The sequence below is a fragment of the Paenibacillus oryzae genome (assembly GCF_001675045.1).
Taxonomy (GTDB): domain Bacteria; phylum Bacillota; class Bacilli; order Paenibacillales; family Paenibacillaceae; genus Pristimantibacillus; species Pristimantibacillus oryzae.
The window spans coordinates 94,751-116,929 of the sequence record NZ_LYPA01000038.1 but is presented as its reverse complement, the minus strand read 5'-3'; the positions used below and the strand labels follow the sequence as shown (position 1 = coordinate 116,929).

The following is a 22,179-nucleotide window of genomic DNA, read 5'->3' as shown; positions in this document are numbered from 1 at the left end:
CTTGCCTTCAGCTAACAGTTCCTACTGCCAAGCCTGTAGCGGACTTTCACCGCCTAGTTATCGCCCATGCCGGGCGCACGTCAAAAACAGGCCGGGCGGAGCTCCTAATGGAATCCCGCCCGGCCTGTTTATTTATCGTCTTAATAAGCTCTGCACATGTCTGTCAATTGGATGAAGCTGATGTTTGTTGTTCAGCCTGGCTATCGCTATCCGCCCATTTTTGAATGAGCCGCTCCCACTCCCCGTACGTAATGACGCCATTGATTCGCTCCCTGATCACGCCTTTGGAATCAATGAGAAAGCTTGTTGGAAACGTATTAACCTTGTATAGTCCGGTTACCGCGCCATCGCGATCCATTAAAACCGGGAATGTAAAGCCATGGTCCTCAACAAATTTCCGCGCATTCCGTTCCTTGTCGTAATTGGTGGAGTTAACTCCGTACAGCGTCATAACATCTCCATAGTTTTCATGCAGCTTTTGTAAATCGGGAGCCTCCAGCTCGCATGGACCGCACCAGGACGCCCAAAAATTGACCAAGGCCAGCTTTCCGCCACTTCCTACTTCAATCGTTTCGTCCGCCAAATTCGGAAGCTTGAATACGGCAGCCTGATAACCTGCCTTAGGCTTAAAATCTGCCGCCGCTTCCACTGTTTTAGCAGAAGTGTCGTTACTGCTCATATACTGGTAAAGCGCCACTCCGAATAACAAAAACGCTATCACGAAAAACGCAATGACTTTTTTCACAAAAACCCTTCCTTTTTTGCTGATCTGCCCCTATAGTAACATGCCCTTATGCAAGATCACAAGAAAAGGGAAGCGGACTTGTTTTATTCCGCCCTTAAACGCACTTCCCCTTACACTTTAAAGGAACCTACAAGCTCTAGCAGCTCCTCCGACATTTGGGTCAGGTTGCCAGATGAAGATGTAATTTGCTCCATTGTTGCCAATTGCTCCTGCGTTGCGGCGGACACGCTGATTGTACCCGATGAGGTTTCATCCGCAATTTTTTGAATGGTATTGAAGGCTTGCACCAAAATTTCCGTATTGGCGGACATTTTTTGCGCCGCATCGGAGACCGACTGGATTTGCTCCGTAACCGATAAAACGGCATTTTGAATGCTGTCAAACGAGGAGCCTGCGGCTGTAACGGCTGATTTCCCGCTTTCTACCGTTCCAATTCCCGTCTGGACCGAAGCAATCGTTTTTTCCGTATCTTGCTGAATCGTCTGGACCAGACCAATGATCAGCTTGCTGGAGCCTGCGGATTGGTCGGCCAGCTTGCGGATTTCGGCAGCAACTACCGCAAAGCCGCGGCCAGCCTCGCCCGCTCTTGCGGCTTCAATGGCCGCATTAAGAGCCAATAGGTTAGTCTGGGAGGAAATATCCGAAATAACCGCCACAATTTCGCCGATTTCCTTGGAACGTTCGCCAAGCCGCGAAACCTCGTCCGCGATATTTTCGACGGTATGCTGAATGTGATTCATTTGGTCGATAACGCTGGAAACCGCACTAGTGCCTTCCCTTGATACATCAGCCGCAAATTGGGATTGCTGAGAGACGCTTAATGCTTTTTCGGCGATTTGCCCGGCTTCAATGGTCAGGTGGTTTACAAAGCCCATGCTTTCATTAATTTTTTCCATCTGCTCCTGCGAACCAGCCGATACCTGCTCGGTAATACTCACTACCTGCTCCGTCGCTTTGGTGGTATGCTCCGCTCCAGCCGTCAGCTCCTGCGAGGAAGCCGCCACTTGCTGAGCGCTATCGGTCAATTTGGCGATCAAATTTCTCAAGTTGGCCGTCATGTTGTTAAACGTCGTCGACAACACCGCAATTTCATCCTTGGTGGAGACCGAAATATTTTCTCCCGTTAAATCGCCGGATGCTATCTTTTCAGAAGCTCTGGATAAAATTTTGACAGGTTTCGTTATATTGCGGGCAATCCAGACTGCAACCCCGGCTCCGAGCAGCAAGGATACAACCGACAAAATAATAATCGTAAGCTGTGTACCGTCAATTTGCTTGGCTACGCTCGCCGTTTCGTCCGTCAATTGCCCCGTCTGAAGCTCGACAAAGCGGTCCGCTGTTTCCCGAAACTTTTGAATAATGGGTTCGTTGGTTGCAACAAGCGCCAAATACGCCTCGGTACGATCTTGCAGCTTGTATTCGATCATATTTTCGATATTGCTTGTATATTGCTGCTGCAGCAAATCAAGTCCCTGCAAAATTTGCCACTTGTCGCGATCCTGAATTAAGGCTTGCAACGATTCGCTTACCGCATTGTATTTAGTGACGGATTGCCGGTATGCATCAATATGGGCAATATCCCCGCTTGATATAAAGGCATTAATGCTTAGCTCCTCATCCTTGACTGCCAAGCTTAAATCTTTAACATAGCTGACTGAGGCAGCTTGATTGTTAAGCAACTGTTGATAGGTTTTTTCGATAGACAACATCTGGAAACCGTTAGTTACTGAGCTGATTGCCAACAGCAGCAATATAGCGGAGAAGCCCAGATACAGCTTTTTGCTGATGGTCATTTTCATAGGTGTCGCACGTTCCTTCCGTTCATTATTAAGTTGTATGATTAATCAGCAAAAATAACGGCTGTTTCCTCTCTGAACTTCGCCGCCGCTTCGTTTGCCGTCAATTCTCCTTTTTTGAATTGGGCTTCAAGCTTTGTGAAGACCGTCCCCACTCTGCCCGACACTAACGGCGCTGGAGGATCAATGGGGCTCGAACGCTGCTCCACCTTTTCCATATAAACGTATTGCTCTTTTTCTGCTTCCTCCAAAATAGACATCAAATGCTCGCGCACACCAGCAACGGCCGGCACTCCTCTTTCTCCGCGCAGGTCTTCATTAGCGCTTTCATCATTCAGGAAAAAGTCAATAAACAAGGCTGCATTTTCCTGTTTTTCTGAATAGGAGGAGATGGAGAAAAACATGGACGGCTTCACAAAGTTGCCTTCCTTGCCGCCTGTATAAGATGGAAAAGGCAGAAGCTTAAATGGTTTCCCGGCTATATTGGAATAGCCAACAACGTTGTTGCTTGTGATGGAGTGAATTGCTGCAAGATCCTTAACGATCAGCTGTTCCTTGTCGCCCTTGAGGCTGCTTGTCAGCCAATCCGGCGCCATAAGCCCTTCCTGGATAAATTGATTTTGCATAGTCAGAAAATCAACCAGCAATTGGTCATCGCTATACCCTAGACCGGTACCTTCGGGGTTATACATGGAAGCGCCGCGCTGGCGCAAATAATAGCTGAAATCAAACGATGTGGAGCCGATAGGATAAAAATCCGGGTTTCCAGCCGCTTCCTTAAGCTTCCTGCCAATGGAAAGCAGGTCTTCATAGGTATACCCTTCTCCCGGCGCTTCAATATTGTATTTGGCGAACAACGCCGGGTTATATAAGTAGCTTGGCGCATTAACACCTGTAACAATGCCATAAAGCTTGCCGTCGACTGTACCGGACTGGATAGATGAAGCATCCATATCATCCAGCTTGATTCTATCCTCCCGAACCAGCTCGTCCAGCGGCAGCAGGAGTTTACGTTTAACAAATTCATCAATATATTTGTAATCCATTTGGATCACATCTGCCATATCCTGATCCGCTGTTTTCATGGCGATCTTGATCCAGTAAGCGGAATTGGAAGCATCCTCCCACTCTACTTTAATGTGGGGATATTTTTCTTCAAATTTTGCAATTGCTTTTAACGTTCGCTCCTGTCTTCCTTCATTCCCCCACCAAAATACTTTCAATACTTCCTTTCCATCCTCTGTTTCTTCTGTTGTCTCATTGCTTTCGCTGTTGCTGCTGCATGCTGCTGCCCATATGGACACAAGCATCAATACAGCAAGCACCCCCAAAACACGCTTCAATTTCATTCCTGTCACCTCATGCTGTTTTTAGTCTCGTTTTCCTGTATCTCTAAATACATATACTTTATCGGGAAAAAGAACCAAATATTTGATATGTATTTGCATACTTGTATGGATTTTATTAAGAGGAAGGATTAAAATACGATGGAGAGCCGCCGTGTGGATGTTATTTTCTCACCGACTTTCGAGAGGAGGAGCAATTATAATGACGGAGAGCCAAATATATGAATCCGCTTACAAAAAACTGATAACACTTTGTTCTGAAGCACATCCGCAAGAGGCTTGCGGTATTTTAGGCGCTTCCGAAGGATCATCAATAATAGATACGGTTATTCCGATAGCTAACGCATCACCGAAACCAGAGGACTCCTTTTATTTTGATCCCGAGGAATGGACGGCAGCTTTTTTTCGCATGCAAAAAAACCGGCAACGAATTGCCGGCTTGTATCATTCCCATCCCGCCTCCCAAGGCATTCCTTCCTACCGGGACCGTAAAGGCTTCCTTCCATCACCAGGTCTATCCTATTGGATCGTTGCGGAAGACGACTCCGGAATGGTGAGTGCCACCCCCTACCGCTTCCTGGATGGCCGCTTTGAGAAGCTGAGCTTAGTGCTTGCTTAAATAGGCGTACAAATCGCCTAGCGTTACAATGTTTTTGTTATAAATGGCTTGCAGATAATGGCACCACAGGTTGGCCGTCATAATGGAGTCCTCAAGCGCGTGATGTCTGACGGTAATCGGTATGCAGCAGCGCTGGAGTACATCGTCAAGACCATATCGCTCTTGGCCGGGGTCCAGCCACTTGGCAATCATCATCGTATCCAGCACGCGATGATTCAGGCTGACCTTGGACGTTCGCCATAATGCGGCATTCAAAAACTGCTTGTCATGTCCGGAAGCATGTGCAATAAGCAGCCTCCTGCCCACAAACGCCATGAAGTCGTGCAGCACCGACATCAAATCCGGCGCATCGTTCACCATTTCATTGGTAATGCCGGTCAAATCAATGATCGCTTTTGGAACCGGTCGTTTGGGGTTAACAAGGCTATAAAAGCTTTCCTCCGGAACCGGTACGCCGCCTCTAACGACGATTGCGCCAAAGGAGATAATTTCATCGCCATTATTGGGATTAAACCCGGTTGTCTCCAGGTCAAAAACGACACACTCCAATTCCTTAAGCGGCGTGTCCAAAAGCGATTGCTTGCGCTGCTCCCGGTTTGCATTACGTATAAAAGCCATTTGCTGTGCATTTTGCGATCCCAGCATCGAAGCAATGGCAGGAGTTACCCCTCCCATCTTGTAAAGGCTCCACATGCGGCCTACGCCTTTTTGCTCCTTCAAACCGTCCCACCGCCTTACCGCTACATAAGCCTGCCCATCGTTTGCTTATAGACGGCCTTTTGCAGTCTTTTGCCCTGCTTCAGGCTTTTTTTAAGCTCATCTGCCATTTCCTTGGTCAGCTTGCTGCTATGAATTTTTCCATTTCCTGCATACAACTGATCCTCATTTTGTTCCGTTGTCAGCAATCTCAGATGCAAAATACAGATAAATGCCTGCTCATATGCATCGCCGTCTTCCCGTGAAAGCTTTCCTGACTCAACAAGCATCTTTATTCTCTCCAGCGTTGAGGTCGAAGCAATATTGGACTGGATGGCAAGCAACCGTATGGAATTGACCATTGGAATATAAGCTCCGTATTTGATATCCAGGCTGCCGGCGTCTTCACCGTATCTTTCTTTTAACAGCTGGCCGAATACGTTAACTAATACTTTATGCCGCATTGTATTTTCTATCATTCTTTTTAGAATGACGGGATGATTCAACATATCGGAAAAAAACATGCTTTTTAAGCTGTCAGCCAGCCCCGTATCCCCATACACGCAGCGCCCGTCCGCGATAATGAGCAAATATCTGACCGCTTCCCATTCCGGCTCCCGGAACCATCTCCCCAGCCGTTCTCTCCACTCCTGAAGAGACTGGCACCAGTCCGGGTTTTCACTCAGCACGTTCCCTTCGCAGGGCGGATAACCAGCCGCCACAAGATTGCCGACAATATGCTTGCTCAACTCCAAAAAATAAAGCTTGGTTTCTTCCTCGCGCCCCGGCAAGTCTCTATAAATCAATCCGCTATCCTGATCGCTGGATAATGTTTGCTCCCTCCGACCGCCGCTGCCGAACAATAGATAAGAGTATGGCACGGGGGGAGGACCTTTCCCCATCCGTGCCATTTCTTCCTCTGCGAGCATGATAGCCCTGATGATCAGGGCATCATGCGTCTCATTCAATTGTTCGTTAAATTCTTCGACAGGCTGAGTCGGGAGAAGGGCATACATCTCTTCGTGAAGCTGATCTCGCAACCACCGCAGCCGTTCTACGTTGTCAGCAGAGCTGATCTGTTGTAAGCGGTGCGGCCGCATCGGATCAATCATGCGCCGCTCTCTCCCCTCGGTCAGCACTTATACCGGCTGGATTAGCCTTGTACGCTTTGACCTGGTTTTTTCAATTGCTCAGGATAACCATATACCCCGTGCTCGCTCAGGTCAAGACCTACAATTTCTTGCTCCTCTGTAACGCGGAAGCCCATTATTTTCTTCATAGCGCCCAATACGATGAAGGAAGCTACCAATACGAAAGCGCCAGCTACAACAACTGATTGAATTTGTACCCACAGCTGTGCAAAGCTGCCTGTATCGATCAGACCGCCTTGGCCTACGCCAACCTTATCGGCCAGCTCCTGAGTAGCGAAGATGCCATTAGCCAGCGTCCCCCAGATACCTGCCATGCCATGAACGGAAAGGGCATAAATCGGATCATCAACCTTCAGTTTTTCGAACATTTTAACACTGTAGAACACCAGAACGCCTGCAAGCAGACCAATAACAACAGCAGCCCATGGCTCAACGAATGCGCAGGATGCCGTAATCGCAACCAGACCGGCAAGCGTGCCGTTCAGCATATGTGTAATGTCGGATTTTCCAGTAACAGCCCAGGAGATCAGAAGTGCAGCCACACCGCCAGCGCCAGCCGCCAGCATGGTTGTAAAGGCAACATAAGTGAAGAAGCCGTCGCCAATCGCAACTGTGGAACCAGCGTTAAAGCCGAACCAACCTACCCACAGAATCAACACGGATAGCGCCGTAAAGACCTGGTTGTGACCCAAAATTTCATTAGCGGAACCGTCTTTATTGAACTTGCCGATACGAGGCTTCAGAAGCACCGTGGCTACAAATGCCGCAACCGCGCCAGACAAGTGAACCACCGTTGATCCGGCAAAGTCTTGCGCGCCGTGATCGGCCAGCCAGCCGCCGCCCCAAATCCAGTGCGCAACGATAGGATAAATGAGACCTACATAGAACAAGGTAAATACAACATACGATGCGAGCTTTGCCCGTTCAGCAAATCCGCCCCAAGCGATTGTCAGGGAGATTGCTGCAAATGCCAGCTGGAACAGGAAGAATACGCCGCTAGGGTAAGAATCTCCCTCAGCCGCAGCCGTTGGAGCGTTGTAGAAGAAATCTCCCCAGCCGATAAACTTGCTCAAGGCGCTTTCGCCGCCAAAAGCGATGCCGTAACCAAAAGCCCAATAAATCAGTGCCGCAAGTCCTACTGTAAAGATCGTTTTGCCGGCAACGTGACCAGCGTTTTTCATTCGAGTGGAGCCTGCTTCAAGAAGAATAAATCCGCCCTGCATCAAAAGTACCAGAATAAATGCCAGCATAACCCACAACGAGTTAAGTCCCATGTCCAATGTTGCGCCAGATGGGTCAGCCGCGAACGCGACCACAGGGAACAGGATTGTCATCAATCCCAATGCGAGAAAAGTCTTCTTAATCAATACGACCACTCCTTTAATGTTATGTTTATTAACATGTGACGAAAGACTTAATGTCATTATAGTCAGTGGAGATCAATTTGACAATACGTTTTTTGCCTTTTTACGAAAAAAATCTAACGTTCGGCATAAAACATGACACGAACGTTAGGATTTGACTCCTTTTTGATTAATTACTGCATCAATCTTGATTATTTTCATCGCATTTCCATCCATTCCCTGAAACGGAAGTTTCGGCTGAAAGCCATATTCGCCGCCGGCCATGACGCCAGTCATGTCCCGTAATGGGAAGCGGACTTTTTGAACGACCCCTACAATGAAGGTTCAAAAAGTTCGCTTTCCAGTACCAAGAAGATGGCTTGAAGCTAGAAATCGAGAACCGGAGCGTAGTTAAGGCTACGTGAGGATCGGAGATTTCGGCTGAATGCCATATTCGCCGCCGGCCATGACGCCAGTCATGTCCCGTAATGGGAAGCGGACTTTTTGAACGACCCCTACAATGAAGGTTCAAAAAGTTCGCTTTCCAGTACCAAGAAGATGGCTTGAAGCTAGAAACTGAGTAGCGGAGCTTAGTGGAAGCTAAGTGAGCAACGGAAGTTTCGGCTGAATGCCATATTCGCCGCCGGCCATGACGCCAGTCATGACCCGTAATGGGAGGCGGACTTTTTGAACTACCTCTTACAAAAGTAATACGTTTGACTGTATGGTTGCTTTCCTATTATCATTAAGGAAAAGGTGGTGAGGGGATGGAGGAAGAGAAACTATACAGAATAGGGGAATTGTCCAAGCTGGCGCAGATCAGTCCGCGAACGATCGACTACTACACATCATTAGGCCTCATTGAACCGGCCAAGCGATCGCTTAAAAACTACAGGCTGTACCACTTTGAAACCTTGCAGGAGCTTGAACGTATTGAAGAATTAAAAAAGGATAAATATACGTTGGATGAGATCAAAGAAAAGCTGGATACCTGGAGAAAGGTTACGCCGGAGGCGCAAATATCGCTGAAGCTGACCGAAATCCAGCAGCATCTCTCCCAGCTGGAGCGGGAAGTCAAGGAGCTTGAGCCGGTTATCAAACAGCTAAAGCCCAAGCAAGCAAGCCGGTTATATACCCGGCTTATGCCGCAGACGGCAGCGTGTATCGAAGCTTTGATGCTTCTAATGAACAAAAGCTCGCTAATGTAACCATTAGCAAACTCACATTGCAGGAGGAATGTCACTATGTTTTACATCCTGATTATAGCTGCTTTTGGTCTCACCATATGGGCGCAGTTCCGGGTTAAGGGCACGTTCAATAAATGGACAAAGGTGCAAGCCAGCAGCGGACTTACCGGCTACCAAGCAGCAAGGCGGATGCTGGACAACAACGGCCTGCACGATGTTCCTATCGAACCCGTGCCAGGCGCTCTGACGGATCATTACGACCCCATAAACCGCGTAGTGCGCTTGTCCGAACCCGTCTATTACGAAAACTCGATTTCCGCCATATCAGTTGCTTGCCATGAAGTTGGCCATGCCATTCAGCATTCCGTCAGCTATCCGTTTCTGGTGGCGCGTCATCGTATCTTCCCGATTGTAAACTTTGCTTCCGGCATCGCGCCGTTCCTGCTAATTGGCGGTATTTTGTTCCAAGCCTTTGGACTCATCGGCCTTGGAATCGTCTTTTTTTCCATTGCAGTTGCGTTCCAGCTCATTACGCTGCCGGTTGAGTTCAATGCCAGCAATCGCGCTCGCGAGCTGATGGTATCGGAAGGATTTATTTCAGGCAACGAGGAGCACGGCGTCGCCAAAGTGCTTAACGCTGCAGCCCTTACTTACGTAGCTGCAGCCCTTCTTTCTTTGCTTGAGCTGATTCGATACATTTTGATCTTTACTCAAAACAGAGATTAAACCATATTAAAGCAAAAACAAGCGGTTCAGGAGAATAACCTGGCCGCTTGTTTTTATTATTCTAAAGATAAGGCTCAACCTAATAATCAGGCTTGACAGAAAACAGTTCATTGAAGGATATATGGAATTATCCATTTTCCTTGGAATGGAAATAACGTAGCAAAAAGCTGTAAAACACTTTAGCAACCAGCGGCAAACGCTCATTGCTTCTTCGAATGATGCCAATCGTTCGCGTTACGTTTGGATGTGTAATTCTAACCTTGGCCGGCTGCAGCGGGCCTGTATGATATAGCGCAAGCTCGGGCAGCAGACTAACTCCCATGCCAGCCGCAACCAATCCCCTAATCGTATCGGTTTCTTCACCTTCAAAACCTATTTTCGGGGAAAAGCCGGCCCGTTCGCATGCATCCCATACAATAGGCCGCAAGGAATAACCCTCGCTAAATAATACAAAGTCCTCTTCAGCTAATTGGTTTAACGAAATATGTTCAGCCTCTGATAATGAATGTCCAGGCGGCAAAATGGCATAAAGCTCCTCCGTAAGCAACACTTCTCCGCTTACTTGATCATGCTCGCTCGGCATTGGCGAAATAAAGGCAAGATCAATATCCCCCTTGACCAGATCACGAATGAGGGAATTATATTTGCCTTGATTAAATCGAAACTTGACGTTAGGATGCTGCTTGCGGAAAGCCGCCACGACCTGCGGTATAAGCGAATTGCCCAAGCTATGAGGAAAGCCAAGACGGATTTCCCCTTTTTCGGGATCAAGAAATTCATGAATTTCAGTAACCGCTTTCTCCAGATCCTGCAAAATCGCTTCCGCACGTTTGAGAAAAAGGCCGCCTACAGGCGTAAGCTGAAGATTACGGCCTTTCTGGACAAACAGCTTAACGCCGAGCTCCTCCTCCAATTGATGAATCTGGCGGCTGACCGCCGATTGGGCCACATGCAGCTCCTCGGCCGCTTGCGTTACATGTTCCTTCCTTGCCACCCTAACAAAATAATAAAGCTGTCGAAGTTCCATACTGCCCAATATCTCTCCTGTTTTATTGCCGTATTTGTATTGCTTAGCCAGTTGCGCTTTGACGGCGCTTTTTGATGGTATCCATCGCAGAGTATAGCAGATAACCGCTAACCGCGCCTCCGATATGGCCCCATAAATCAATTCCGCTCACGAGCATCGAATGGACGACGCCAAACACCAATATGAGATAAACGGTTTTGCGGGATGCAATATCAAGCATATGCCTGCGCTGCAGCGCTATAAACAGAAAAGCGCCGTATACGCCGTAGATGGCCCCTGAAGCCCCAAGAGCAAGATGATAGCCGCTATCCCCCGCCAAATACATTAATGCCGATACAAGATTGCCCCCAATGCCGCACAGAAGGTAAAAGGGCACATACCGTTTCCATTTCAGCAAATATTCCAGCGGCGGGGCAAAAATGATCAAGCCCAGCATATTGGAAAACAAATGGGCAAAATCGGCATGCATAAAGACGGATGTTAAATATCTCCACGGCTCCCTGAGCCCTAACGGATCAAGCACGGTGTCTGTAACAAAGACCCCATAGCCATAAGCCAGATTGCCAAATATTAAAGTGATAATAAACACAACCAAATTAATAAAAACAATAGCCGCCGTTGCAGGGTAATTTTTTAAATAGTCACGAAAGCTTTCATATCTTAAAAAAATCATGTCCGTGCTGCCTCCTTCTCCATTCTGCCAATCATTGGACAACGATGTTTCAATATGATTATAATGAATAGCGTAACCTATAAACAACTATTCCAAGGAGGAATTACAATTATGGCGCAAGAACGTACAGGCGTTGCTACACTTAAAGGCAATCCCATTACATTGATTGGTCCCGAGCTTAAGGCCGGCGACAAAGCACCAGCTTTTACATTGAACAAATCATTAACAGAAGCCGCTACATTGTCCGATTTTGCAGGCAAGGTGAAATTGATCAGCGTTGTGCCATCCATTGATACAGGCGTTTGCGATGCGCAAACCCGAAAATTTAACGAAGCAGCAGCAGCTTTAGGCGATAATGTTGTTGTTCTGACCGTCAGCGTTGATACGCCCTTTGCTCAAGCTCGCTGGTGTGCCGCTGCCGATATCGACCGCGTCGTAATGCTGTCCGATTATAAGGAAAACAGCTTCGGCGAAGCTTATGGCGTATTGATTAAAGAATTTGCATTGGACATGCGCGCCATCTTTGTTTTAGACGCTAACGATACTATTCAATATGTTGAATATTTGTCCGAAATGGCTGAGCATCCCAACTATGAAAACGCCATTCAAGCTGCAAAGGCGCTGGTATAATCATACGAACGGGGAGTCAATACGTTTCAAACCCCCATATACTGCAAACAAAGCGAGAGAAGGATTTCCTTCCTCGCTTTGTTATGTATTAGCTATTTACTTTAAACGCCCCAAGCTTCTTGTCCAATACGCGATAGATATCAAGAATAACCCGGTAATTGGAGCCAAGATCACCCATCGATCCACGTGAGGCCGAATAAATATCGACTGCCGAGGTTAAAGGATTAACACTAATAACCGAAACCGTAATATCCATCGTTCTGCCCAGCGCCGTACGTTTCTCCAATACTATTTCTCCAACGGATTGCACTTCATGCAGTACCTTATAGCCCTGCATTTTTTTTAGAGTGGATATCACTTCTTCCCAGGCTTTCTCCTTGGAAAGCTTATAGAAGTGCGATTTCAGCAATGGATCCTTAGCTCTGTCACCTGTCAGCTCATGACTGCGCAGCAGCCCGATTAAGGTCCGCTTTAACAACAAAAATCTCCCCCTCTGGCATCTATCTACATTATCTAATGATAACATGTTTTCACATATGAAAAAAGAGCTTTTGTCCGAATTCACGGAACAATCGCTCTTTCGCAACATTTAGGAACCCGCTTATGCCGTCCGACCCGCATGTTTCTGAACCCGCTCTCGCAGGTGGGTGTCCGCAACCACGCTTTTGAGGTCCCCTTTAGAGGGCATGTCAGCCGCTTGGCAATGTTGGTCTCCCGTGAAACAGCCATTGGTTCAAAACAACGAAGGACCGAAACGAACATCGCAGGATGTATTGCTATTATAGACCGAATACAATCAAAAGTAAACCGCAGCCGATTTGTTATTTATTGGAGTCCTTAAAATCGTCTTTCACCAGATCCTCGCGGTCCATCTCGGCTGCTTCCTCCGCTTCCTCTTCCAGCGATTGGCGCTGCCTTTCAACCTGCTCCTGCAGCTTCACATAGATAATGTTAAAGTTCCAATAAGCAAGGAAAGCGATGATGCTGCCCATAAAAAACGGAATCAGGAAAGTAAAGTGAAACAAGCTGATATATACAACCAACCCGCACATTACCGCGGTAGACAAGGATCGGAACGGCTTGCCAATCGTAATCAAAACCGCGTTTTTAAGCAGTTGAAACGTTTTCATATGATAGTGAACAAGCATGGAAAAAAAGTTGAACAAGGAAACGCCCAACAACGCTAAAAACGCAATAAAAATGTAGGACAGAACATTGAGCTGTTCTCTGTATACAATAAAATCGACAATCATGACTGCAATCAGGATCGTATAAATGATCCCGCCGATCATGCTTTGTTTATAATTTTCTTTATAACCGCGGAAAAACGTTTTGAACAACGGCACGTCCACCTCGCCCGTTACCCACTTCCTTGCAACGGCGAACATAGCCGTTGTCGCAGGAAAAATGGTAAACGGTGCTAGCGCAGCCATCAATATAAGCGAAGTATATACCGCGCTCAGCATCTCTTCTTCCGAAACCGTCCCGCTTGCTACAAACAAGGTTGCCCCCACAAAAATAAATGGAATCGAGCATGCAATCCAAAGCAGATTTATGACTGAAAATCTCATAATCCACTCCGAAATACGGTAAAAACCTCCCATTAGCCCTCTAGGTTCCATCTGATTCCCTCCACCAGCTTCATTTGACTGTCCCAACATCTTATATGCACACTGCTTATATAGCACTGAGCTTTTTAGAGGCGCATGGCCGGAGTACAAACGTCCGCCCATTTTTGACCTTATAGGCCTCTGTCTAAGCGATAGCGGCTTTGCTGCATAGGATATATTGTGTTCACCCACTACGATGATTAAAAGGAGGTTGCTGCTAATGAGCAACGTAGGTCCCGGTTATGGTTACGGGTACGGTCACGGCTTCAATTCTGTAGGTGCCATTCTCGTATTGTTTATCCTTCTGGTCATCATCACAAAAACAATCCTGTATTAATAAACCAGCCAATAGCTGTCGCCCGTATGACTTGATCGCCTAGCCGCCAACGGCGCGGCGTACACAAAAAAACCGAGGGAGTCCGGATGCCCGCAAGGCAAACGGACGTCCCCGGTTTTTTTCTTAGCTATTTGTAAAATCGTCCGAAGGTCTTGGTCTACGGTTTTCGCTGCTTCGGCCTTCGCTGCTGCTGCGTTTGCTATAACCGCCGCTTCCGCGATTTTCGTAGCTGCCGCCGCTGCTATTGTTGCCGCGGTATCCGCCTCCACCGCTGCTGCGACGATCATCGCGTCCGCGATAGCCGCCACCGCCGCCGCTTCCGCCGGAACGATTGCCGCCATATGAAGAGCTGCTGCGGTTAAACGGACGACCGTTGGAACGAATATCCGGTCTGCGCTTTTTGGCGCGCAGCGGCTCTTCAGGCGTAAGCTCGATGTCTACGTCTTTTTTCTCGCCGGTCAACAGCTTGATCGTTGCAGCAAGAAGATGAACGGAATCGTATTGCTCAAGCAATTGAATTGCAATCGCTTTGTATTCCGAAAACTCCTCGTTTTGAACAACTTCAAGCACCCGCTCCGCAGTTACGCGTTGCTTGCCTTCAATCGCCTCGGCCAAGCTAGGCAGAGGTTTGCGGTTCATACGCTGGCGCGTAATACGCTCGATGAAGTGAAGATGGTCAATCTCACGCGGCGTAACAAAGCTCCATGCCGTTCCTTCTTTGCCCGCACGGCCGGTACGGCCGATCCGGTGCACATAACTCTCTGGATCCTGCGGCAAATCGAAGTTTATGACATGCGTCACACCCGAAACATCCAAGCCGCGAGCCGCGACGTCCGTAGCAACCAGAACATCGATGCTTCCATCGCGGAATTTGCGCATAACGTTGTCCCGCTGGTTCTGCGAAAGGTCGCCATGCAGTCCGTCAGCGGAATAGCCGCGTTTCTGCAACGCTTCGCTGAGCTCGTCAACCCGGCGTTTTGTCCGGCCGAAAATAATCGCCAGCTCTGGAGATTCCATATCCAGCAAACGGCTAAGCGCTTCGAACTTTTGACGCTCATGCACTTCAATATACGCCTGTTCAATGGATGGTGCGGTAACTTGCTTAGGAATAACAGACACATGCTCAGGGTCTTTCAAGAACTGCTGGGCAAGCTTCTGGATATTAAGCGGCATTGTTGCGGAGAACAGCATAGTTTGGCGCTCTTCGGGCACCAATTTGAGAATGGACTGGATATCTTCCATAAAGCCCATATCCAACATTTCGTCTGCTTCATCCAGAACGACGGTTTGCACATCGTCCAAACGAATGGTTTTCCGGTTAATATGATCCAACAGCCGGCCAGGGGTTCCGATAATGATTTGCGGACGTTTCTTCAGCGCGCGAATCTGACGTCCGATTTCTTGTCCGCCATATATAGGAAGCGAACGAAGTCCTTTATAACGAGTCAGCTTGCCGATTTCATCAGCAACCTGAATAGCAAGCTCGCGGGTTGGCGTCATGATCAGTGCAACAATGCGATCCTCGCTAGTCGGAATTTTGTTAATGAGCGGAATTCCGAATGCCGCCGTCTTGCCAGTACCTGTCTGTGCTTGTCCAATCAGATCGCGTCCCGTCATTGCAACGGGAATGGATTTGTCCTGAATGGGGGTCGATTCCTCAAAACCCAACTCCGTAATTGCCTGCAACACTTTTGGTTCCAGACCAAATTCAGCAAATGTTTTCAAACGATTCTCAAACTCCTTCTATCTGCAGCCTTCTTAAAATATTCAAATCATTATAGCACAGTTTTCATTATGAATACCAGCTTACATAAAAAGTCCATACTAAAACAAATGTAACAGCGGGTATGAAAAGGCCGCATTTCACTACCTTGCGCGTGAGGTGAATTCGTTGAAGGCAAAACTCTCCCGGGATTTAACGGCTATTCCGGTTATGACGCTGGGCTCGCTGCTTGTAGCCTCAGGGTTCAACTTTTTTCTAATTCCTCATCAGCTGCTGAGCGGCGGTCTTTCCGGCATATCCATGATGATTGGCTATCTAACGGGCGGAAATATCGGCTGGCTGTATCTTTTGCTCAATTTGCCTGTGCTGTTATGGGGCTGGTTCAAGCTGGGAAAACGTTTTGTCGCATTCAGCCTCTATTCCGTGCTGGCCGCAACTCTATTTTTACAGGTAATTCCAGTGGTCCAGACGGCGGGCGACATTTTGCTGTCGGCTGTTTTCGGGGGTATTATTGTCGGTTTTGGCAGCGGGCTGGCCATGCGCCGGGGCGGCTCCTCCGGCGGGTTCGACGTTGTTGCCTCCATCATTACGCAAAGGCGCGACTTGCCGTTAGGCATGATCCTGTTTTTATTAAACGCCGCAGTTATCGGCTTGCTGGTCGTTTTTACACGGAATTGGGATCTTGCGCTTTATTCGCTGGTTGCTATCTTTTCTTCAGGCAAAACGGTTGATTTGGTTCATGTAAGGCATATTAAAGTAACGGCTTTTATTGTTACAACCAAAACCGAGGAGCTTCTGGACAAGCTGCTTCCCCATCCCCGGGGCATTACGATCATCAAAACGAAAGGAGCCTATTCATCCACCGACAAGGACATGCTGATGACCGTGCGCACCCGTTATGAGCTGAATGAATTGTGCAAGGAGGTGCGAGCCGTCGATCCCCATGCCTTTATTAACGTTGTAGAAACGGTTGGCGTTATTGGCGATTTCAAACGGCAAAGCCCTGCGTAAAAGAGGTTGTTTCCATCCACAGGAATGGATTTTGGCGTCGTCAGCTTTGATTTTGGCTCCAATCCTGTTATACTATTGGTATCGTCCCGCAGCTGTTGCAACTGGCTTTCCGGTTTACCCTGCTTACCTCTATTTCGTTCCACATTCGAATGAAAGGGTGATGCTTGAGTGGATATGGAATCGGTCAAATTATCTCAAATCGTCGAAAGGCTTGCGCCTGAGCTTGGTTTGTTTCTTACAAGCAAGGAATTGGAGCTCCGCATCGTCCTTCGCGACGGCATTGAGCTGCTGGAGCCCTCCGATGTGATGGAAATCGTGCAGCATAGCATTTGCAATGGTCAGAAAACAGCATTGCTTCATTGACAGTTCGGGAGTAATAAGCATAACGCCTAAGCCAGTCGAACTATCGGCTGGCTTTTTGTTTCCAGGAGCACATAGCTTTTGGTCAAAACGGACGATGGGAGAGGACATAATGGATATTGTTTTGACTGCTTTAATGCTGCTGTATACGTTAATTACCGGAAATGGCGAACAAAGCGCCGATGCCAAGCAATTGGCGATTTCTTATCTGAACGCCGCGGCTGGCGAAACCGTCATTCAGCCGGAAACGCCGATAGATGGAGGACAGCTTCCGGACGCGGGGTCGCCGCAGACGCCTATTCTCAAAGAGGACCCTCAGCCGGATGCTCCTGCTATCAAAGGTATTTACGTGACAGCTCACAGTGCGGGCGGAGCCCGTATGAAATCGCTGCTTTCATTGCTTGACGAAAGCAATCTCAACAGCATGGTTATTGATATTAAGGATGATAACGGCTATATTACCTACCCTACAACAACTCCGGAGCTGCTGGAAATCGGCACCGCCAAAAAGTTTATTCCCAATATCGAGCAGCTAATGACGGACCTGAAAAATCATGACATCTACCCCATTGCCCGAATCGTCGTTTTTAAAGACACCGTCCTTGCAGTAAAAAAACCCGAATTTTCCTTCCTCCAGGCTGACGGGACGATCTGGAAAAACGGCCGCGGCGAAAGCTTTGTCAATCCGTACCGCCAGGAAGTTTGGGATTATAATATTGCAATCGCCAAGGAAGCGGCGAGGCTTGGATTTAAGGAAATCCAGTTTGACTACGTCAGGTTTCCCGAAGGATTTGATACAAGAGCCGATTCGCTTGTGTTCAACAAATCCGATCTTAGCCGCGTAGATGCTGTATCCGGCTTTGTTCAATATGCGAGAAAGCAGCTGGAGCCGCTTGGCGTCCGGGTTTCCATTGATATTTTTGGCTATGCGGCTTCCGTGCCGGTTGCGGAAGGGATTGGCCAGGATTTTGTGAAAATTTCCAATGAAGTGCACGTCATTTCGCCTATGATTTATCCCAGCCACTATAGCACGGGCTGGTTTAATCAGAAAACGCCGGATATCAGGCCTTATGAAACAATTAAAGGAGCTATGTCGGATACACATGCCAAGCTGGAGGAGACAGGCAGCCTGAAGCCAATTGTCCGACCATGGATACAGGACTTTACTGCAAGCTGGCTAGGCCGGGGCAATTACAAAAAGTATGGAAAAGAAGAAGTGGAAGCCCAGATCAGGGCGTTGAAGGAAGCCGGCGTCGATGAATATTTGCTCTGGAATGCAGGGAACAAATATACGCCGGATGTAGATTACAAATAAGAAGCCTCTAACAAAAACGGGCATTGGCCAGTCCTACAAAGGACGCGCCGATGCCCGTTTTTTAATGTCAATACATCTAGGTCGTGTCTGAAAACCCGCTTGAGGTCATCTTGCACCGCCTTTTCGCCCCCTTCTGCGTCAGTTTTGCTTGACTTACCCCCGGTAAGCCTGCTCAAAACTTCCTTGTAGGGAACGAAAATTCGGCACAACCTGTTCCTCTCGGAGTATTCAGACACGCCCTAATTTTATTGAGATAAACGAAGAGCCAAGTTGTACATATCCATGTCAAACGGCTTTTTCGTATTAACGACAGTATCTATATCCGTCATTACCAGCTCGCCTTTAATAACGCCGCAGGATTTGCCGGATTCTCCAGCGATCAGCTGCCGTACAGCGAAGTCTCCCAATTTGCTTGCCAGAATCCGGTCAGCTGCTGTTGGCGTGCCTCCGCGCTGGATATGGCCCAATACGGTAACGCGCGCATCAATGCCGCTAAGCTCGGTAATTTTCTGGGAAACATCCTCGCCTCTTGCCGCGCCTTCCGCAACCACGATGATACTATGGCGTTTGCCATTGGCAAAATTCGTTTTCATCCGTTCCGCTACTTCGTTCAAATCAAACGAAACCTCTGGAACCAGAATGGTTTCCGCGCCGCTGGCAAGACCAGCATGCAGGGCAATATCACCGCAATGGCGTCCCATTACTTCAACGATCGAAGAACGCTCGTGCGAAGACATGGTATCCCGAATTTTGTTAATGGCGTCCACAACAATGCTGACGGCTGTATCAAAACCAATCGTGAAGTCTGTAAAAGGAATATCGTTGTCGATCGTTCCCGGCAGTCCCATCGTCTTGATGCCTAGTTTGCTCAGCTTGTTTGCGCCGTGATAAGAGCCGTCGCCGCCAATAACGACCAGGCCGTCAATGCCGCGGGAACGCAAAATCTCAGCCCCGCGCTGCTGGCCTTCCGCAGTCGTAAACTCTTTGCAGCGCGCCGTTTGCAGAATGGTGCCTCCACGCTGGATGATATCGCCTACGCTGCGCAGGTCCATTTCGCGCAAATCGTCGTTCAACAAGCCTTGATAACCTCTTTGCACGCCATAAACCTTAATACCATGAAAAAGTGCGCTGCGCACTACTGCGCGTACCGCGGCGTTCATGCCTTGGGAATCTCCACCACTGGTCAATACTGCGATCGATTTAACTGCCGACATACTAATTCCTCCACACCTTATAGAATATTAAGCCTGCTGTTTTCTAATCCAGTTGCTGTTGATCAGAAAAAACAAGCGGGTAAGCGGACTATTTTTCATCAGCTCGCGCGACACCTCGCGCACATCGTTTTGACTGCGCACCTTGGGATCGGACAAATAAAGGGCAAGCAGCCCTTCGATTATGAGCCGGTGAAAACGGGACCCCGGCAGATGTTTGACATCCTCCCGAGCCCGGTTGACGATCAGGCTGATACGTTCCACCAGCAATCTTTTGCTTTCGTAATAATTGCAAAAGTTCAGATCGCCGCCTGCCTGGTCCTCCTCCTGATCAATCAGGTAATCAAGCAAAATATGCAAGCCGCACACATGGGGAAAATAAATTTGACGGATCGCTCCCGCGTCCTTCAAGGACAAGTTTTCCTCGCTTGCCGCTAGAAACAGCATAAACATGCCTAGCGTAGAGCCGGTTGCCGCGGCAAATTCATTCCATTGCAGGCCCGGATAGTTGTTCCGATGCTTCTCCCACCAGGACAAAAGCTGGGGCTCGCGCATATCATGCTTGATATGCTTGTACACTTGCAGGTCGCCATACAGGGCAACCAGTTCCTTCACATCTTCTTTTACGTTGTCATAGGAAGGCAGCAGAGCTACATTTTTCTGGCATGTTGTGACCAGATGATGCAAATAGCCGCCGTCATCGCTTTCATCCCGAAGCGCATAATAGTCCTTCAGCCCAGCCGTTGGCTCCACCGCATCCAGCATGGACTGGTGCAGCAGCCGAAAGTCATCGGGGTCAAGAGACGTGCTGCGATCGCACAAATTATCCAAATAATCGCTGATGGTCTGAAGCGCGACAATGAGCGGAATCAACACATGACGATAGTCCAGGTTGGCCGCAGCATAAACGCCGCCGCCCTGACAATGGAATTTTTTGTCGTTCATGCTGTTGATAGCCTGCGTTCTAAGCTCGGGATCGGGTATGCCTTCCGCCAGCGTTCTAAGCTTGGCAAGCTCCGCCTCCACCTCAGGCAGCACATACCGGTATACGCGGTGCATCAGCTTGATTGGCCCTTTCGGAACACCGCGTCCTGATAAAGTCGTTAATCTCACACATGCACCTCCCGCGGAGGTTGTCTCCAATCCTCCACTCAATAATGTACCATTTCAAAACGCAATAATCCAGCCACAATTCCATGTCATGCATGTTATACTTATTGATAAATTGTAAATACGCCCAAAATAGCCGTAAAAACGAGCCATCTTCGTTTTGACAGAATGTGAGTGAACCCAAGACCCATGAATCAGCATGAATCATCGCCCAGAACCGCAGCCTCTTCGGCCAATATCAAAAGGGAAGTTTTCGCGCTCAGGGCTTACAGCTTTTCGGCCTACTCCATACAAGCGCTGCTCGTTTCCTTTATTCCGCTTTATTTCCTGTCCAGGGGCATTAGCGAGCAAGGGATCGGACTCATTTATTCCACGGGACTGTTTGTTTCCATCTTTGCCAATCTGCTGACGGGACTGGCAAGCGACAAGCTTAGAACCATCCGCAAAATATTGTCGGCGCTGCTGCTTGGCCAGCTGCTTGCGATGGGTGCTTTATTTTCACTGGAAAACTTCTCTTTCATTTGCGCAACGATGGCCCTGTTCTATTTTTGCCAGACGCCAATGAACCCGCTTAGCGACAGCCTTATTCTTCTATCCAGCCAGCATACTGGCACGCCCTACGCTCTTATTCGGATATTCGGATCACTCGGCTTTGCTGTCAGCGCGTTTGGCTTTGGACTTCTTTTGAAGGAGATTGGCTCGGAATGGACGATACTGGTCGCCATCTGCACTATTTCCATCTCCCTTTTGTTAAGCCTGTTTCTCAAGGACTATCAAGGCAAGGCGTCCAGCATTCAGTTTTCCGGCTTTTTCAAGCTGCTCCGGCAAAAGAGCGTTATTATCTTTTTTGGCCTGGTCTTGCTGGTATCCATCTCGCACCGGATGTACGAAAGCTTCCTCGCCGTTACGCTAAGACATATCGGAGCCAGCGATTCCCAAATCGGCCTCGCCTTGCTGGTATCCGCCGTCAGCGAAATTCCCGTGTTGTTCCTGCTTGGCAAATACGGTCACAAGCTCCGGGAATTGCCGCTGCTCGTCTTTGCTTCCCTCATGTATGCGCTGAGGCTATGGCTGCTAAGCGAGATTGAAGATCCCCGCTGGCTCGTATTGACTCAAGCCATGCACAGCATATCCTTCGGCATCTATTTTGCCACCGCTTTGCGTTATATTTCGGGTTTGATTCCCGATGAGTTTCGGGCATCGGGACAAGCCGTATATACGATCATTTGGACGGGAGTGGCGGGCATCATCAGCGGGGTGCTGGGCGGAATGATCTATGAGCAGCTGGGAAAAGCCGTGTTCTATCAAACGGCAACCGGAATTGCCCTTCTGGCGGCAATCGGCTTTTTTCTTTATTCCATAAGGCGAAACCGGCAATAGATTGCTTAGGTCATATGGTAAGAAACCTTAGCCGAAGCTGCAGTGAGAAGCGTCACATCAATAACGGCTGCGATTACGGCAGAAAAAACATCAGAACGTTCGGTTTGCTGCACCAGCTCCATATCTATTGATTACGGAAGCCAATATAGCTATGATGGTAACAATACCCTATATCAATCACGC

Annotated in this window: 22 protein-coding genes and 1 other RNA gene; 9 read left to right on the top strand and 14 right to left on the bottom strand. The window is 48.4% G+C overall.

All coding sequences use genetic code 11. The features are described 5' to 3' along the window. Positions 1–163 precede the first annotated feature (163 nt). The 3 genes from A7K91_RS06345 to A7K91_RS06335 all read right to left on the bottom strand — a co-directional run bounded on the left by A7K91_RS06345 (position 164) and on the right by A7K91_RS06335 (position 3,890). Positions 164–745 (bottom strand): TlpA family protein disulfide reductase, encoded by a 582-nt coding sequence (locus tag A7K91_RS06345; protein WP_068680821.1) that lies wholly within the window; start codon positions 743–745, stop codon positions 164–166. 110 nt (positions 746–855) lie between these two features. Continuing rightward, complete coding sequence (locus A7K91_RS06340) at positions 856–2,544, bottom strand: methyl-accepting chemotaxis protein (RefSeq protein WP_068680819.1); 1,689 nt, start codon at positions 2,542–2,544, stop codon at positions 856–858. A gap of 41 nt (positions 2,545–2,585) precedes the next feature. Next, complete coding sequence (locus A7K91_RS06335) at positions 2,586–3,890, bottom strand: ABC transporter substrate-binding protein (RefSeq protein WP_068680817.1); 1,305 nt, start codon at positions 3,888–3,890, stop codon at positions 2,586–2,588. A gap of 199 nt (positions 3,891–4,089) precedes the next feature. Between A7K91_RS06335 and A7K91_RS06330 the strand changes: the two genes are divergently transcribed. Next, positions 4,090–4,506, top strand: a complete 417-nt coding sequence (locus tag A7K91_RS06330) for a M67 family metallopeptidase (protein ID WP_068680816.1) — start codon at positions 4,090–4,092, stop codon at positions 4,504–4,506. Here A7K91_RS06330 and A7K91_RS06325 read toward each other — a convergent pair. From A7K91_RS06325 to A7K91_RS06315, 3 genes are read right to left on the bottom strand one after another with little or no spacing between them, the layout of a single operon-like run. Then, positions 4,492–5,226: a 3'-5' exonuclease gene (locus A7K91_RS06325; protein ID WP_068680814.1), complete on the bottom strand. Its 735-nt coding sequence runs from the start codon at positions 5,224–5,226 to the stop codon at positions 4,492–4,494. The genes A7K91_RS06330 and A7K91_RS06325 overlap by 15 nt on opposite strands. A gap of 20 nt (positions 5,227–5,246) precedes the next feature. Beyond that, entirely contained in the window at positions 5,247–6,314 is a 1,068-nt protein-coding gene (locus A7K91_RS06320) for a DUF294 nucleotidyltransferase-like domain-containing protein (protein WP_068680812.1), read from the bottom strand. 41 nt (positions 6,315–6,355) lie between these two features. Then, positions 6,356–7,720: an ammonium transporter gene (locus A7K91_RS06315; protein WP_068680810.1), complete on the bottom strand. Its 1,365-nt coding sequence runs from the start codon at positions 7,718–7,720 to the stop codon at positions 6,356–6,358. Between the two features lie 743 nt (positions 7,721–8,463). Here A7K91_RS06315 and A7K91_RS06310 point away from each other — a divergent pair. Further along, positions 8,464–8,904 carry a MerR family transcriptional regulator gene (locus A7K91_RS06310; RefSeq protein ID WP_068680808.1) on the top strand — a complete coding sequence of 147 codons (441 nt, stop codon included), beginning with the start codon at positions 8,464–8,466 and terminating at the stop codon, positions 8,902–8,904. A 36-nt stretch (positions 8,905–8,940) separates the two neighbouring features. Then, positions 8,941–9,609 carry a zinc metallopeptidase gene (locus A7K91_RS06305; protein WP_068680806.1) on the top strand — a complete coding sequence of 223 codons (669 nt, stop codon included), beginning with the start codon at positions 8,941–8,943 and terminating at the stop codon, positions 9,607–9,609. 127 nt (positions 9,610–9,736) lie between these two features. Here A7K91_RS06305 and gltC read toward each other — a convergent pair whose 3' ends face one another. Next, a complete protein-coding gene (gltC, locus tag A7K91_RS06300) occupies positions 9,737–10,636 on the bottom strand; it encodes a glutamate biosynthesis transcriptional regulator GltC (protein ID WP_068680804.1) in 900 nt (299 codons plus the stop codon). 43 nt (positions 10,637–10,679) lie between these two features. Further along, complete coding sequence (locus tag A7K91_RS06295) at positions 10,680–11,309, bottom strand: rhomboid family intramembrane serine protease (protein WP_068680802.1); 630 nt, start codon at positions 11,307–11,309, stop codon at positions 10,680–10,682. A 111-nt stretch (positions 11,310–11,420) separates the two neighbouring features. Between A7K91_RS06295 and tpx the strand changes: the two genes are divergently transcribed. After that, entirely contained in the window at positions 11,421–11,939 is a 519-nt protein-coding gene (gene tpx, locus A7K91_RS06290; protein WP_068680800.1) for a thiol peroxidase, read from the top strand. A gap of 88 nt (positions 11,940–12,027) precedes the next feature. On the opposite strand, the gene A7K91_RS06285 is transcribed toward tpx, so the two are convergent. From A7K91_RS06285 to A7K91_RS06275, 3 genes are all read right to left on the bottom strand, one after another. Further along, positions 12,028–12,417, bottom strand: a complete 390-nt coding sequence (locus tag A7K91_RS06285; protein WP_068680798.1) for a DUF1499 domain-containing protein — start codon at positions 12,415–12,417, stop codon at positions 12,028–12,030. 112 nt (positions 12,418–12,529) lie between these two features. Beyond that, a non-coding RNA gene (gene ssrS / locus A7K91_RS06280) (6S RNA) lies at positions 12,530–12,712 on the bottom strand. Between the two features lie 48 nt (positions 12,713–12,760). Further along, positions 12,761–13,561, bottom strand: coding sequence for a YesL family protein (locus tag A7K91_RS06275; RefSeq protein WP_068680796.1), 801 nt, complete (start codon positions 13,559–13,561; stop codon positions 12,761–12,763). A 208-nt stretch (positions 13,562–13,769) separates the two neighbouring features. On the opposite strand from A7K91_RS06275, the gene A7K91_RS25960 reads away from it, so the two are divergent. Next, on the top strand, positions 13,770–13,886 hold the full coding sequence (locus A7K91_RS25960; protein WP_082967273.1) for a sporulation protein YjcZ: 117 nt from the start codon (positions 13,770–13,772) through the stop codon (positions 13,884–13,886). Positions 13,887–14,009: 123 nt separating this feature from the next. On the opposite strand, the gene cshA is transcribed toward A7K91_RS25960, so the two are convergent. Beyond that, the gene (gene cshA / locus A7K91_RS06270; protein ID WP_068680794.1) at positions 14,010–15,611 is read right to left on the bottom strand and encodes a degradosome RNA helicase CshA; all 1,602 of its coding nucleotides are present in this window, start codon (positions 15,609–15,611) and stop codon (positions 14,010–14,012) included. 208 nt (positions 15,612–15,819) lie between these two features. Between cshA and A7K91_RS06265 the strand changes: the two genes are divergently transcribed. The 3 genes from A7K91_RS06265 to A7K91_RS06255 all read left to right on the top strand — a co-directional run bounded on the left by A7K91_RS06265 (position 15,820) and on the right by A7K91_RS06255 (position 18,295). Then, positions 15,820–16,620: a YitT family protein gene (locus A7K91_RS06265; protein ID WP_068680841.1), complete on the top strand. Its 801-nt coding sequence runs from the start codon at positions 15,820–15,822 to the stop codon at positions 16,618–16,620. Between the two features lie 174 nt (positions 16,621–16,794). Then, the gene (locus A7K91_RS06260) at positions 16,795–16,983 is read left to right on the top strand and encodes a hypothetical protein (RefSeq protein WP_068680840.1); all 189 of its coding nucleotides are present in this window, start codon (positions 16,795–16,797) and stop codon (positions 16,981–16,983) included. A gap of 109 nt (positions 16,984–17,092) precedes the next feature. Continuing rightward, positions 17,093–18,295 carry a putative glycoside hydrolase gene (locus A7K91_RS06255; protein WP_068680792.1) on the top strand — a complete coding sequence of 401 codons (1,203 nt, stop codon included), beginning with the start codon at positions 17,093–17,095 and terminating at the stop codon, positions 18,293–18,295. A 245-nt stretch (positions 18,296–18,540) separates the two neighbouring features. Here A7K91_RS06255 and pfkA read toward each other — a convergent pair whose 3' ends face one another. Together pfkA and A7K91_RS06240 are read right to left on the bottom strand one after the other, a co-directional pair. Then, positions 18,541–19,509 carry a 6-phosphofructokinase gene (gene pfkA / locus A7K91_RS06245; RefSeq protein WP_068680788.1) on the bottom strand — a complete coding sequence of 323 codons (969 nt, stop codon included), beginning with the start codon at positions 19,507–19,509 and terminating at the stop codon, positions 18,541–18,543. A 27-nt stretch (positions 19,510–19,536) separates the two neighbouring features. Further along, the gene (locus A7K91_RS06240) at positions 19,537–20,565 is read right to left on the bottom strand and encodes a tetraprenyl-beta-curcumene synthase family protein (protein WP_068680839.1); all 1,029 of its coding nucleotides are present in this window, start codon (positions 20,563–20,565) and stop codon (positions 19,537–19,539) included. 240 nt (positions 20,566–20,805) lie between these two features. Here A7K91_RS06240 and A7K91_RS06235 point away from each other — a divergent pair, with 240 nt between their 5' ends. Next, positions 20,806–21,996, top strand: coding sequence for an MFS transporter (locus tag A7K91_RS06235; protein WP_068680786.1), 1,191 nt, complete (start codon positions 20,806–20,808; stop codon positions 21,994–21,996). Positions 21,997–22,179: the final 183 nt, after the last annotated feature.

Bases quoted from the DNA above. Each gene is read 5' to 3' on its own strand.
- gltC (WP_068680804.1), bottom strand. From the start codon at position 10,636: ATGGAACTTCGACAGCTTTATTATTTTGTTAGGGTGGCAAGGAAGGAA.
- A7K91_RS06335 (WP_068680817.1), bottom strand. From the start codon at position 3,890: ATGAAATTGAAGCGTGTTTTGGGGGTGCTTGCTGTATTGATGCTTGTG.
- A7K91_RS06265 (WP_068680841.1), top strand. From the start codon at position 15,820: ATGACGCTGGGCTCGCTGCTTGTAGCCTCAGGGTTCAACTTTTTTCTA.
- A7K91_RS06235 (WP_068680786.1), top strand. From the start codon at position 20,806: ATGAATCAGCATGAATCATCGCCCAGAACCGCAGCCTCTTCGGCCAAT.
- tpx (WP_068680800.1), top strand. From the start codon at position 11,421: ATGGCGCAAGAACGTACAGGCGTTGCTACACTTAAAGGCAATCCCATT.
- A7K91_RS06340 (WP_068680819.1), bottom strand. From the start codon at position 2,544: ATGAAAATGACCATCAGCAAAAAGCTGTATCTGGGCTTCTCCGCTATA.
- A7K91_RS06260 (WP_068680840.1), top strand. From the start codon at position 16,795: ATGGAATCGGTCAAATTATCTCAAATCGTCGAAAGGCTTGCGCCTGAG.
- pfkA (WP_068680788.1), bottom strand. From the start codon at position 19,509: ATGTCGGCAGTTAAATCGATCGCAGTATTGACCAGTGGTGGAGATTCC.
- A7K91_RS06295 (WP_068680802.1), bottom strand. From the start codon at position 11,309: ATGATTTTTTTAAGATATGAAAGCTTTCGTGACTATTTAAAAAATTAC.
- A7K91_RS06305 (WP_068680806.1), top strand. From the start codon at position 8,941: ATGTTTTACATCCTGATTATAGCTGCTTTTGGTCTCACCATATGGGCG.
- A7K91_RS06330 (WP_068680816.1), top strand. From the start codon at position 4,090: ATGACGGAGAGCCAAATATATGAATCCGCTTACAAAAAACTGATAACA.
- A7K91_RS06240 (WP_068680839.1), bottom strand. From the start codon at position 20,565: ATGCACCGCGTATACCGGTATGTGCTGCCTGAGGTGGAGGCGGAGCTT.
- A7K91_RS06310 (WP_068680808.1), top strand. From the start codon at position 8,464: ATGGAGGAAGAGAAACTATACAGAATAGGGGAATTGTCCAAGCTGGCG.
- A7K91_RS06255 (WP_068680792.1), top strand. From the start codon at position 17,093: ATGGATATTGTTTTGACTGCTTTAATGCTGCTGTATACGTTAATTACC.
- A7K91_RS06320 (WP_068680812.1), bottom strand. From the start codon at position 6,314: ATGATTGATCCGATGCGGCCGCACCGCTTACAACAGATCAGCTCTGCT.
- A7K91_RS25960 (WP_082967273.1), top strand. From the start codon at position 13,770: ATGAGCAACGTAGGTCCCGGTTATGGTTACGGGTACGGTCACGGCTTC.
- A7K91_RS06275 (WP_068680796.1), bottom strand. From the start codon at position 13,561: ATGGAACCTAGAGGGCTAATGGGAGGTTTTTACCGTATTTCGGAGTGG.